At 56.0% G+C, this 11,881-nt stretch carries 12 protein-coding genes; 11 read left to right on the forward strand and 1 reads right to left on the reverse strand.

Features of this window, described 5'->3' with window-relative positions; all coding sequences use genetic code 11:
- Nucleotides 1-2: 2 nt before the first annotated feature.
- The 11 genes from D4A39_RS03795 to D4A39_RS03845 all read left to right on the forward strand — a co-directional run bounded on the left by D4A39_RS03795 (nucleotide 3) and on the right by D4A39_RS03845 (nucleotide 10,109).
- On the forward strand, nucleotides 3-1,139 hold the full coding sequence (locus tag D4A39_RS03795; protein ID WP_022984090.1) for a response regulator: 1,137 nt from the start codon (nucleotides 3-5) through the stop codon (nucleotides 1,137-1,139).
- Nucleotides 1,139-2,656, forward strand: coding sequence for a type II secretion system ATPase GspE (gene gspE / locus D4A39_RS03800; protein ID WP_119917515.1), 1,518 nt, complete (start codon nucleotides 1,139-1,141; stop codon nucleotides 2,654-2,656). Before D4A39_RS03795 ends, gspE begins: the two co-directional genes overlap by 1 nt.
- Before the next feature lie 11 nt (nucleotides 2,657-2,667).
- Entirely contained in the window at nucleotides 2,668-3,888 is a 1,221-nt protein-coding gene (gene gspF / locus D4A39_RS03805) for a type II secretion system inner membrane protein GspF (RefSeq protein ID WP_022984092.1), read from the forward strand.
- 11 nt (nucleotides 3,889-3,899) lie between these two features.
- Nucleotides 3,900-4,334: a type II secretion system major pseudopilin GspG gene (gene gspG, locus D4A39_RS03810; protein ID WP_022984093.1), complete on the forward strand. Its 435-nt coding sequence runs from the start codon at nucleotides 3,900-3,902 to the stop codon at nucleotides 4,332-4,334.
- The gene (gene gspH, locus D4A39_RS03815; protein WP_233552398.1) at nucleotides 4,303-5,022 is read left to right on the forward strand and encodes a type II secretion system minor pseudopilin GspH; all 720 of its coding nucleotides are present in this window, start codon (nucleotides 4,303-4,305) and stop codon (nucleotides 5,020-5,022) included. The genes gspG and gspH overlap by 32 nt, the downstream gene beginning before the upstream one ends.
- Nucleotides 5,019-5,420 carry a type II secretion system minor pseudopilin GspI gene (gene gspI, locus D4A39_RS03820; RefSeq protein ID WP_022984095.1) on the forward strand — a complete coding sequence of 134 codons (402 nt, stop codon included), beginning with the start codon at nucleotides 5,019-5,021 and terminating at the stop codon, nucleotides 5,418-5,420. The genes gspH and gspI overlap by 4 nt, the downstream gene beginning before the upstream one ends.
- Complete coding sequence (gene gspJ / locus D4A39_RS03825) at nucleotides 5,417-6,058, forward strand: type II secretion system minor pseudopilin GspJ (protein WP_022984096.1); 642 nt, start codon at nucleotides 5,417-5,419, stop codon at nucleotides 6,056-6,058. The genes gspI and gspJ overlap by 4 nt, the downstream gene beginning before the upstream one ends.
- Nucleotides 6,049-7,086, forward strand: coding sequence for a type II secretion system minor pseudopilin GspK (gspK, locus tag D4A39_RS03830; protein ID WP_022984097.1), 1,038 nt, complete (start codon nucleotides 6,049-6,051; stop codon nucleotides 7,084-7,086). Before gspJ ends, gspK begins: the two co-directional genes overlap by 10 nt.
- A 101-nt stretch (nucleotides 7,087-7,187) precedes the next feature.
- Complete coding sequence (gene gspL, locus D4A39_RS03835) at nucleotides 7,188-8,330, forward strand: type II secretion system protein GspL (protein ID WP_119917517.1); 1,143 nt, start codon at nucleotides 7,188-7,190, stop codon at nucleotides 8,328-8,330.
- A complete protein-coding gene (locus tag D4A39_RS03840; protein ID WP_022984099.1) occupies nucleotides 8,327-8,839 on the forward strand; it encodes a type II secretion system protein M in 513 nt (170 codons plus the stop codon). Before gspL ends, D4A39_RS03840 begins: the two co-directional genes overlap by 4 nt.
- Nucleotide 8,840: 1 nt before the next feature.
- A complete protein-coding gene (locus tag D4A39_RS03845) occupies nucleotides 8,841-10,109 on the forward strand; it encodes a hypothetical protein (protein WP_147393878.1) in 1,269 nt (422 codons plus the stop codon).
- A gap of 88 nt (nucleotides 10,110-10,197) precedes the next feature.
- Here the strand turns inward: D4A39_RS03845 and D4A39_RS03850 are convergent, their stop codons facing one another.
- Nucleotides 10,198-11,880: a CocE/NonD family hydrolase gene (locus D4A39_RS03850; RefSeq protein WP_233552399.1), complete on the reverse strand. Its 1,683-nt coding sequence runs from the start codon at nucleotides 11,878-11,880 to the stop codon at nucleotides 10,198-10,200.
- Nucleotide 11,881: the final 1 nt, after the last annotated feature.

Here is an 11,881-nt window from a genome sequence, read left to right on the forward strand (position 1 = left end):
CAATGAAACAGAACATTTTGGTTGTGGATGATCACAGGGAAAACCTGATTGCCCTGGAGGCCATTCTGGATGGGGATGGCAGAAATCTCATAATGGCGCAGTCAGGTAATGAGGCGCTTTCGCTAGCCCTTAAGCATGATTTTGCTCTGGTGCTGCTTGATGTACAGATGCCGGAAATGGACGGCTTCGAAGTGGCGGAATTAATGCGCAAGAACAAGAAAACGCGCAATCTGCCGATCATCTTTGTTACGGCGATTTCCAAAGAACAGAAGTACGTATTTAAAGGATATGAATGCGGTGCTGTGGATTACCTGTTCAAGCCTATTGATCAGAAAATCCTGGAAGCCAAGGTAAATGTATTTCTTGAACTGGATCGGCAGCGCAAGAAGCTGCAGCAGGCTGTGGTTCAGATGAAACGCCTCAAGGACGAAAACGAGCGTTTGTTACATGCCCTCGGTGAGGCGTTGGTCGGTGCGGATGCCCGTGGGCGCATTACCTTCTGCAATGAAGCCGCGTGTGCGCTGTTGAGTCGTCAGAGGGATGACCTTGTGGGTGAAGATCTCGCGGCGACCCTGTTCAATGACGATACCGGCAAGCCCCGTTGGGAATGGAAGGATTCCCCTGTAAGGCTTGCCTGCGAAAAGGGCGAAAGCTGGAAAAATGAGCACAGCCTCTATGCCCATGACCGTGATGGCCTGGTAGCGCTTACTCTGCGAGGCAATGCTATCAACGATGATTATGGCAATTTTACCGGACTGGTTCTGGTTATCCGCAAATCGGATGATGAGAACGAAGTGCGTGATACCCGAAAAGACCACCGCCGTAATCCGCGCAAGAAATTGTTCCGCGAGATGGTGGTCTTTGATCGGAGCACCGGGGGCAATGTGGGCCGTCTGATGAACCTGAGCGTGGACGGTTTCAAGCTGTTTACCCGCCGGGACTTGCCTGCCGGTGAGAACCTTCAGCTGGGTATGGTATTGCCGGATCAGATTGCGGGCGTCAATACGGTGAGTTTTGACGCCCGGCCCGTCTGGGCAGAGAATCTGGATGCCCCGGGGGAATATCAGGTAGGCTTCCAGTTCGTTGATCTGAGCCCCCAGACACGGGAAGTCATCGTGAATCTAATGGACAAATACTGATGTCGGACGCAGCAGAATCCCTGCAGAATGAACCCGCGGTGAGCGAGCCACAGGCACCGTACTTGCTGCCCTATGGATATGCCAAACGGTTCGGGGTGCTGTTGCGTGAGCGGGACGGCAAGAGAGAGCTGTGTTGCCGTGACGACATGCCGGTGACTGCGCTGTCCGAAATCCAACGTAAGATTGGCAGCTTGCCGACCTTGGTTCGCCTCACTGAGGCTGACTTCAACGCTGCCATGGCGCTGACCTACGAACAGCAGCGAGGTGCTGCGGCAGAGGCTGCGGATGATCTTGAGGGGCTGGACCTGGCCAGCCTTGCTGATGCACTACCCGAAACCTCCGACTTGCTTGAACAGGAGGATGATGCCCCGATCATCCGGCTGATCAATGCCTTGCTGCAAGAGGCAATCCGGGAAGATGCTTCTGATATTCATATTGAGACGTTTGAGCGACGTCTGGTGGTGCGGCTGCGGGTTGACGGTGTACTCCGGGAAGTCCTGACGCCCAAACGTGAGCTGGCGCCCTTGTTGGTATCGCGCATCAAGGTTATGGCCCGTCTGGATATCGCTGAAAAACGGATTCCACAGGATGGCCGAATTTCATTGAGAATCGGTGGTCGTGACGTGGATGTGCGGGTTTCTACCATGCCCTCCAGTAACGGTGAACGGGTTGTTTTGCGCTTGCTGGACAAGCAGGCCGGACGTCTGCAGGTCTCCCATCTGGGGATGGGCGAAGCCTGTGATAGTCTGATGCGGGAGCTGATCCACAAGCCTCACGGGATTATCTTGGTCACCGGCCCTACTGGTAGCGGTAAAACCACTACACTGTATGCCTCGCTTACCGAACTCAACGACAGCTCACGCAATATCCTCACGGTGGAAGATCCGATCGAATACCAGCTGGAAGGGATTGGCCAGACCCAGGTCAACACCAAGGTCGATATGACCTTTGCCCGAGGGTTGCGGGCAATTCTGCGTCAAGATCCTGATGTGGTCATGGTAGGGGAGATCCGTGATCTGGAAACGGCCGAGATTGCGGTTCAGGCCTCTCTGACAGGCCACCTGGTATTGTCGACACTGCATACCAATACGGCGGTGGGTGCCGTGACACGGTTGCAGGATATGGGCATCGAACCCTTCCTGCTCTCGAGCTCCTTGCTTGGGGCTCTGGCACAACGCTTGGTAAGGGTGCTCTGTGATGAGTGCAAACAGCCCTACGAAGCCTCTGCCAGTGAGCTTGCCATGATGGGGCTGCCAGAGAATGACACGGTTACCCTGTATCATCCCGGCAGTTGTGAGCACTGTAATCACCTCGGTTACCGCGGCCGAACCGGTATTTATGAGCTGGTGCTGATTGACGAGAACATGCGCCAGCTTATCCATGACCAGGCAGGCGAACTGGAACTCACACGCCATGCCCGCAGTCTCACCCCCAGTATCCGCGAGGATGGCTGGCGGAAAGTACTGGCCGGGCAGACCAGCGTTGAAGAGGTACTCCGGGTCACCCGGGAAGACTAACGGGGCGGCAGATGCCTGCATTTGAATTTCGATCCCTGGATCACAGGGGCAAAATCAGAAAAGGAACCCTTGAGGCCGACAGTGCCCGCCAGGTGCGTCAGCAGCTGCGTGACAAGGGTTGGGTTCCTATTGAAGTCGACGAAGCCCAGGACTCGGCTCCCAAAGCCGGGCTTGGCCGTTTTTCTTCCTCTGGCAAACTCAGTGGCGCAGAGCAGGCGCTGGTGACTCGCCAGTTGGCAACCCTGCTGAAATCCGGTCTGCCGGTGGAGCAGGCCCTGTCTGCGGTGGCCAAACAGGCCGCCAACGATCGCATCGAACGCATCATGTTGGCTGTGCGGGCCAAGGTTCGCGAAGGCTTTAGTCTGGCCCGCAGTTTCGAATCCTTTCCCCGTGCTTTCCCCGAAATGTACCGGGCGACAGTGGCCGCGGGGGAGCAGAGCGGGCACCTGGAGCAAGTGCTGGAGCAACTTGCCGACTACCTGGAAACCCGCCACGACACGGGACGGTCGGTAGCCCAGGCGATGATTTACCCGGCCTTCATCATGGTGTTTGCCAGCATCGTGATCATGCTGATGATGACCTTCGTTGTGCCCAAGCTGGTCGCGGTCTTTGAAGGCCGTGATCAAGCGCTCCCCATGCTGACGATCATTGTCATGACGCTTAGTGATTTCGCTCGCAGCTGGGGCTGGATGCTGGTGTTGTTGATCGTTGTGGGTGTGTTCGTCTTTAGCCGAGCCATGCGAGAGCCGGGTTTCCGGTTGCGTGTGCACCGCAAGCTCGCCAGTATGCCCATGGTTGGCACCATGCTGCGAGCGGCAGACAGTGCCAGATTGGCCAGCACCCTCGGCATCCTCGGGCGCTCAGGCGTCCCTCTGGTTGACGCCTTGTTTATTGCGGCCCAGGTGGTAGGCAATCTCGCCATTCGGGATGCGGTGAAACATGCAGCGGTCAAGGTTCGCGAGGGGGGGAACCTGAGCCGGGCACTGGATGCCAGTGGCTATTTCCCGCCCATGCTGGTGCAGATGATTGCCAGTGGCGAGGCCAGTGGTGAGCTGGATCACATGCTGACCCGTGCCGCGGATTACCAGGAACGTGAGCTTACCAGTACGGTGAACACGATGGTGGGCTTGCTCGGTCCGATCATGCTGCTGGTGATGGCTTCCGTCGTGGTCCTCATCGTGCTGTCGGTGATGCTACCGATCATGCAAATGAACAATCTCATAGCCGGATAAGGTGACAAGGAATGAAATTACGTGGATTCAAGGCACCCCAGGCGGGTTTTACCCTGCTGGAGATCATGGTAGTCGTTGCCATTATCGGTTTGCTGGCAGCGGTGATTGTGCCGAATGTGATCGGTCAGGGTGAGGCTGCCAAAGTGGATCTGACAAAAGCCAATATGGGCAAGATCGTCCAGCAGCTCGATCTTTACAAGTTCAACAATGGCAGCTACCCGACCAGCGAAGAGGGTCTCAATGCGCTGGTGGAACGCCCGGCCTCAGCCCGGAAATGGCCTGATGGCGGTTACCTGCCCAAGGTCCCCGAAGATGCCTGGAACAACCCCTATGAGTACATCAGCCCCGGGGTAGAAGGTCCGTTTGATCTGTTGTCGCTGGGTGCGGATGGTGCAGAGGGCGGTGAAGGCTCGGATGCCGACATCAACTGGCGCGACGTTCAGTAAGATGCCTTTGGCAGTGAGACAGGCCGGTTTTACCCTGCTGGAGATTCTGGTGGTGGTGATGCTTGTTGGCCTGTTGACTGCCGTGATTGCGACGCAGGGCAATTGGACCAGTAACGACAGCTATCTCGACCAGGAAAGTGCCCGGCTACAGGACACCATTGCGCTGCTGAATGAACGCAGCCTGTTCTCCGGGCAGCTGATGGCGTTACGACTCAAAGGAACAGGGTGGGAGCCGCTGGTCTACGACCGGCTCGAAGCGAGATTCCTGCCTGTGGACGATACCTCGCTTGCGCCTCGCAGTTTGCCGCCGTCGCTGGAGATGGAATGGCAGCTCGATACCCTTGAAGACGATCAGGTTTCCCTGAAACAGGTGGCCCGCTCTCTGGTGGAAGAAGAGCGCATGATGGATACCTCCACACTTGCCGACGAAGATGAAGAGAGGGAAGAGGATCGCGGAGCGGAGCAAAGCGTAGAACAGGGTGACGACGAAGACGATTTTCCTCAGGTCTTTTTCTTTCCCAGTGGCGAGGTAACCCCTGTAACCCTGTCAGTACGGGTGATTGAGGACCTTGATCAGGAGCAGCGGCTGCAGGTCACGGCACTGGGTCGACTGCTGGATCCGGATGCGCCCCCGAGGGATGAAGAAGACCGTCCTCGCTATCGTGACAGGGAGGAGGACGAAGAATGATTCACCTCAACGCCTTGTCCGGGCACCGCCAGCAGGGCTTTACCCTGATTGAAGTGCTGATTGCCGTTTCGATATTGGCCCTGGTCATGGTCACGCTGGGGCAAACCCTTGGGGCGTCTGCCCGGGCCTATACCAACATCAACGAAACCCACCTGGGGTATCTGGTTGCCTCCGACAAGTTGGTGGAAATGCAGGTTTACCAGCAGTGGCCGTCTACCGGCGAATCTGACAGCGAAGTCACCCGTAATGGTAAAGATTGGTGGATTCTGACCAAGGTGTCAGAAGGGCCGTACCCCGATACCCGACGGGTGGACATCGAGGTGGGGCCGATGGAAGGCGGCGACAAGGCCGGTATGGCCTACCATCTGGCCAGTCTGATCGGTAAGCCTGCCTCATGAAGCCGTTGCAGGCACGTATAGCACGAGGGTTCACGCTGCTGGAAATGGTGATCACCATCGCCATTTTTGCCTTTATCTATGTGTGGGCGGCGTCGTTCCTTGGCAGTGCCCTGCAGGGGCGTGATCAACTCACCGCAAGTGCCGACATCATGGAACGCAACCAGCGGGCCATGACCTTCCTGACCCTGGATTTTGAACAGCTGGTCAGCCGTCCGGTACGCGATCCCTATGGCGATCCGCAACCGGCCATTATGGGGCGAGACAATTACGTGGAATTTACCCGCCTTGGGTGGTCGAACCCCTTTGGTTTGCGTAAGCGCAGTGAGATGCAGCGGGTAATGTATTCATTGGAGGAGGGCACGTTGTATCGCCGTTACTGGCCGGTACTCGACGCCAATGTTGCCACCGAGCTGCAGGAAGATGTGCTGCTCGAAAATGTGGAAACTTTTACCGTACGCTACCTGGATCTGACCCCACAGGGAGAATGGCAGTGGCTTGAACTGTGGCCCGATGTGGCCATGCTCAGTCAGCCTGTCTGGCAACAGCGGTTGCCCAAGAGCATTGAAGTCGAAATCGAACTGGAAGACGGTGACATCATTCACCGCTTTTACCGCACAGTGGTGAATCCATGGATTTGAAGCGGGGGCAGCGGGGCATGGCACTCATTATCGTGCTGATGCTGTTCGCCATTATCTCGACCCTGATGCTTGAGGTGCTGTTTCGCCAGGACCGGTTTCTGACCCGTGCCGATAACCTGATGCAATGGGATAAACGCTATCAGTACGCCATGGCAGCGGAAGTCGTGGCCCAACAAGGGCTGATTGATGATCTTCAGGATGACCAGAACAACAACGCACTGGTAGACGACTGCGTAGAAGAGCAATGGGCGGTGCAGCTGCCCCCCACGCCGTATGACGATGCCATGCTCAGTGCCAGTGTCCAGGATCTCCAGGGGCGTTTTAATCTTAACTGGCTGGTTACCGCTCAGAATCAGGGGTTTGAGCGTAATCCCGAGGGGATTCGACAGCTTGCCCGCTTGATTAACCAGAGTTTTCCTCAGGAAGCCAATGGTTCTCGCCTGGCCTCGGAGATGGCGGATTGGCTTGACAGTAACAATATTGTTGATGATCCCGAAGGGGCCGAAGATGCAGAATACCGGCTCAGTCGCACCCCGAACATGCCAGCTGCCCATGAGTCAGAACTGCGCGCCTTGCTGGGTTTCGAGGTAATCCATCAGCCAAGGGATGCCATGGTCTGGGGGCTGTTGACCGCCTTGCCTGTGGGGACCACCCTTAACGTGAACACCGCGTCGCCACAGGTGCTGGATGCCGTGCTGGGTGACCTGGCGGGACAAGCGGCAGTCGAGGCCGTGCTGGAAGCCCGTAAGGATGAACCTGTTAGTGACATAGGCACATTGATGGCGCTGCCCGCCTTTAATGACATTGCTGCTGACGTGAAGCAGCATATCAGTAGTCGTCTGGGGGTCAGCAGTGAGTATTTTCAGGTGATGGTGGATGTGGAAATTGATGATCAGTTAAGTCGCCTGGTCACCCGTCTGCGACGTCGCAGTGGCCAAGGGGAGACTACGGATGTGTTCAGTCGGCAGGTCAGTCCATTGCTCACAGCACTCGAACCGGCCTGCAATCCCTTTTACAATGCGGATTGATGACAAAGACCCGATTGATCAATACCTATGAGTGGGGCTTTGCGGCATGAGTCGCCGTTACACAAGTACCAGACAGCACAATAACGACAAGGATTGACTGCGTGAGCCAGACAGCATTGATTTATCTCCACGGAGTTCCCGGTAGCGAGCCGCTACCAGAGCGCACCGTGCTGTTCCAGTCTGCGCCCGGGGAGCCAGTCGAGGGGCTGGGGCTTGAGCAAGCCTTTGCCCGCACGGATGGTGCGGTGCTGCATCTGGTGTTGGGTGCCGCTTTTGCCAACCTCACTCACGTTTCCATTAGCCGTAAGCAGGCACGCCATTTGCAGCGTGTGCTGCCATTCCTGTTGGAAGAGCAGCTGCTCGATGCCCCGGACAACTTGTGGTTCGCCTCTCGCAAGGGTGATCAGGATGAGTACCTTGTTACGGTAACCGATCGGTTGCTGGTCGAAGAGCTGGTATCTCTCGCCCGGGACGCTGGGGCGGATCTGGTATCCCTGCAGGTGGATGTGGAACGGCTTGGGGCATTGCTGCCTGCTGTTTTTGAGTTTGATGATGGCCAAGCCTTGCTGGCCGCGAACCGTGAAAATGCCTTGCAGGTAGCTGACGATCAGCGTGAAGCCATGCAATCGCTGTTCGGGGAGCAATTACAGGATGCCACCGTGCTGGCAGGCAATGCGGCGTTATTCGACCAGTTACGTGACCATCGTGGACAGGAATTGCTCACCGGAGCGCTGGCTCCCCGTAAGGCATCTAGGGCACCGGGGTTCCTGACGCCTTGGAAACCCTTGGCTTACCTGGCGGCAGCGATCTTTATCCTGACGGTGGCGGGGCTTCGGGTTCAACAATGGCGTTATCAGAGCGCAGCGGATGCGGCGTTGGTGCAGGCCAAGCAGCGCTATGAGCAACTGTTTCCCGGCGACAAGGCGTCATCGGCTCTCAATCGGCAGTTTCAGGGTCGTCTGAACCGGCTCGCAGCCGGTGGCTCTGCCGAAGGGGGCCAGGACTTTTTCCCATTGCTGGTGCCGGTAGCCCGGGTGCTCAAACAGATCAAGGTCGAACCCAAGCGTCTTCAGTATGACCAGCGTCAGAACACCTTGCTACTGGATGTGGGTGCCAAGGACTACAGCCAACTGGAAAGTCTTCAGAATGCGATCAATGAGCAGGGCGCAAAAGCGTCCATCGCCAATTACCGCAATGGTGCTAAAGGTGTGAATGCACGAATTATGGTGGAGCAACCGGGATGAGCAGCGCAGATTGGAAGGATCAGCTTCGCCAGCGCTGGAAACCGATTGTCCATTGGTACCAGAGTCGTGAGCCCAGAGAACAAAAGGTGTTGCAGGTCCTTGGGGTAGTATGGGTGCTGGTGATGTTGTATTGGCTCGTCTGGGCACCGGCTGTGAATGGTCGTAATGCTGCTCGAAGCCAATACGTCACTAACATGCAAACCCATAACTGGATTACCGCAAATGCTTCCGCTGTGCGGGCCGCTGCAACGGGAGGCAGTCGTCAGCGTCTTCCGGCAAACTGGGTGAGCGAAGTGAGCCGCAGCGCCAATGATTATGGTCTTACTTTGAAAGGCTTTTCCCCGGATGGAACCCGTGCTGTAAGGATTCAGCTTGAAGAACAACCCGCTGGCCAGACCATTCTCTGGCTGCAATCACTACAAGAAAAGGGTGTTCAATTGAGCAATCTTGAAATGACCCCGGGAAATTCTTCCGGTACCGCCACGGTCAGGGCGACGTTGCAGCAATAACATGAAGCTGCGCTCTCTCGCTGCGGTCTTGCTAATGGCAAGTGCCGTCCCTGTTCAGGGTGAATGTTTGTTTGATCCACTGGACCAAGGTCGGGTGGTGAAACTCTCTGCCTCTCAACTTCCCGCTGCATCAGGTATCCCACTGGAAGAACTCTCTGTAATGCGGGTCGAACAGGGTGGATTTGTCCCTGTTGCTTTTCAGATTGATGAAATGGCTGCCAAGGGCATGGTCTGGTTCGAACAGTCGGGTTTCGACCTTCAGGGTCAGGCGGGACTGTTTGATGCCAGCGACGAATTAATGATGATGCTGACAGATGCCGGGCCTGCTTCTGTGCCATCTGTTTCCCTGCCTGAGGGCGAGCTTCTGGCAGACTTGCAGGTAGCCCAGGACTGCCATTTTTACCTGATCAGGAATAATCCAGAGCGCAGTGAAAACTTTTATGTCTCCCATGACATCGAAGCCGGCCGCACCCGAACCGCGTTGTATCGCCTTGATGCGGAACCTGACAACGAGCTGAATTGGCGCTACCTGAGTTATCAGGGTTATCAGGGGGATGGATCGATTATCGATACCCTGAAGATGCGAATGAGTGCGGGAGTGCTGTCGCGATTTACCCGTATGACACTGGATAATTACAATCTTCGTCCACGTCTTGTGGGGAGCACAACCGGCCCGATTCGCTCTGTCATGCATCTAAGGACAAAGGTGGTGCTTGCGGGCATCCCTGTCATGACACTGCAGGTACAGGCTATGCGTTACGCAGCGCATTACGAAGCTCATACCTATGCGAAGATACCCGATCTCTATCGCGCAACGCTCAAGGATCCAGAGGTTTCTGTCACGGTTGACGGTAACAACCAGCTGGGTGCACACGTATACACCGCAGCCTTTCATGATAAACCGATCGTGGTCGACGGCCAGGTAAATGAACCGGAATTCGTGAATCAGCCTCTGACCATGGAAGAAAACTGGATACTCTTTGACAGCGGCAAGCAGTTCGCGCTGCTGACTGAACTTACCGTGCCTGCAGAATTGATGCAGACCCCTCTTGCACTTATTTATCAGGATGATGCGAACCTGCGGGTTGAGCCGGAGCAGTTTACGGGCCAGTTACCCAACCTTGGCTATCTGCTGAAGGGCTGGCCAGAGCCAGAAGAATTGCGCTTCACTGTCAGCCTTTATTTTGACAGTGGTATGCACGGTTTTGAGGCTGCCGACTATGCCCGGCAACGCTCAGCCACCGAAGACGTCAAGGTCTCTGTCCCTTAATCGGGAATGCCTGGTTGTTCCCCCCCTGACAAAGTCATCCACTATGATGTCCCGAGCTCGTTAACCCGGGACATCGCCGGATCACAACCTAAAAAGGACGTTCCGGAGCGAGAGAGATCGCTTCTTCACGTGTGATTGGCAACCAAACGTCTCCCTTGATAGTCGCTGATCGTGCCAGAAAAGCGGAATTAATCGGGAACTGGGTGGTGAAACCGTAGACAACCAATCCCACGCGATCACCTGCTTTCAGAGGTTGGCTGACAGCAGGTAATTCCATTTCGTAGATGCCTTTCTCGGGCAGGGGGGTTAACTGTTCACTGGCTACACGAACCCGGCGGCGATTGGCATGCTGAACACCCACTCCGACGAACATTGGCATGCTGTTGGAGCTCGAAGTGCCGGCAATTCTAAGGTCAATCTTTGGCGTTCCGAGCATGACTTCGTCATCGCCTCTTACGACATAAAGAGGAATAAACTTCGGTCGGCCGAAGCCTCCATTTGGCTTGAGATCACGGAGGTCGGCACCTGGCCACATGGCGCGGAACAGATCAGAGCCCGTATCGAAAGGAATCATCAGCCACTCGAAGGCGCCAGCCAGAGGTATAGTGACCTTGGATTTTGGCAGGTTAAAACGATTCGCTGGCGGCAGGTCTTCCTCTATTGCCAGTCCTCGTTCTTCGGTCACATTGACACAATACTGTGGAACGACGCTTTCTTGTCCCTTGAGTTTTTCATCCCACCAGCTGAGGATCACGTCTGTGGTCGACGCTTCGTAGTCACCACAATAGACAGTATCCTCAGTTTGATAGATCGGCAGCCACCCACGCCATTGCTGTATTGGCCAGGGCATCACATGCCCGCCTTGCAGGCCGATTACTCGAGCATCCTTTCCCTGATCCTTCCAGCAATCAGCATTTTTTACCGCTTCCTGGAAAGCGAAAATGGTGTCATGGAAACCCTGGATAAAGAGGGCGTCTGCATGAGGGGCCATGCCTTTGTCACAAAAACTCGCCGGGCTCCGTTCGTACAGAAGCGTTTGCATGTCCTGGCTTACGGTACCGTCAAAGGCACTATTCCACGGTTTGGCAAACATCTCGCCGACATCGAAACCACTGTTAATGGCGCCGGCGCTCAATAAAATGGCCCCCCAACCAGTCCGAAATTCCCCGTTAGGTGCCAGGCTGTTCATGTCATGCCAGCCGGTTAATGGTACCAGGGCCTTCAAGCGGGGTTCGGTAAAGGTCGCAAGTGTCTGTAAGCCCGCGCCGTAGGATTCCCCAATCATACCAATAGCGGGGCTATTATCGGGAAGGCGGCTTACTCCCGGGAGGTGATCCAAAGACCAGTCGATCACCTGGCTCAGATCAGCAACCTCAAATTCTGGATCCATCATGTGTACCCGGCCGCCGGATTGTCCCCATCCACGTTGATCGTAGAAGACAACCCAATATCCTGCTTTCCAGGCGGCGATCGCTGCCTCCCCGGTCAAGACAGCCTTGCCGTAAATGGACAGGGGGCGTTTGGCCCGGAAGCCACCAAAACCGTGGGTGGCGATAATCAATGGTGCGCTCTGACCCGCCTGTAACTCTGGCTGGTACACTGTGGCAGCCAGTTTCTTTCCATCGCGCGTTGGGATGCGGACCTGAAAGTAATCCGCTTCGAGGGCGGATTGTGTCAGTTGGGCATGGGTTTTGGGGAGCTGTGTCGTGCTGCAGCCAGCCATGGCCAGCATGGCGAGAAGCAAGGCGAAAGACGGGAATAGCGGTCGCATG

This window comes from Alcanivorax profundi (assembly GCF_003597125.1).
GTDB lineage: Bacteria > Pseudomonadota > Gammaproteobacteria > Pseudomonadales > Alcanivoracaceae > Alcanivorax > Alcanivorax profundi.

Coding starts and splice junctions, on each gene's coding strand:
- gspJ (WP_022984096.1), top strand. CDS start 5,417: ATGAAGCCGTTGCAGGCACGTATAGCACGAGGGTTCACGCTGCTGGAA.
- D4A39_RS03840 (WP_022984099.1), top strand. CDS start 8,327: ATGAGCAGCGCAGATTGGAAGGATCAGCTTCGCCAGCGCTGGAAACCG.
- D4A39_RS03845 (WP_147393878.1), top strand. CDS start 8,841: ATGAAGCTGCGCTCTCTCGCTGCGGTCTTGCTAATGGCAAGTGCCGTC.
- gspG (WP_022984093.1), top strand. CDS start 3,900: ATGAAATTACGTGGATTCAAGGCACCCCAGGCGGGTTTTACCCTGCTG.
- D4A39_RS03795 (WP_022984090.1), top strand. CDS start 3: ATGAAACAGAACATTTTGGTTGTGGATGATCACAGGGAAAACCTGATT.
- gspI (WP_022984095.1), top strand. CDS start 5,019: ATGATTCACCTCAACGCCTTGTCCGGGCACCGCCAGCAGGGCTTTACC.
- gspF (WP_022984092.1), top strand. CDS start 2,668: ATGCCTGCATTTGAATTTCGATCCCTGGATCACAGGGGCAAAATCAGA.
- gspH (WP_233552398.1), top strand. CDS start 4,303: ATGCCGACATCAACTGGCGCGACGTTCAGTAAGATGCCTTTGGCAGTG.
- gspE (WP_119917515.1), top strand. CDS start 1,139: ATGTCGGACGCAGCAGAATCCCTGCAGAATGAACCCGCGGTGAGCGAG.
- gspK (WP_022984097.1), top strand. CDS start 6,049: ATGGATTTGAAGCGGGGGCAGCGGGGCATGGCACTCATTATCGTGCTG.
- D4A39_RS03850 (WP_233552399.1), bottom strand. CDS start 11,880: ATGCGACCGCTATTCCCGTCTTTCGCCTTGCTTCTCGCCATGCTGGCC.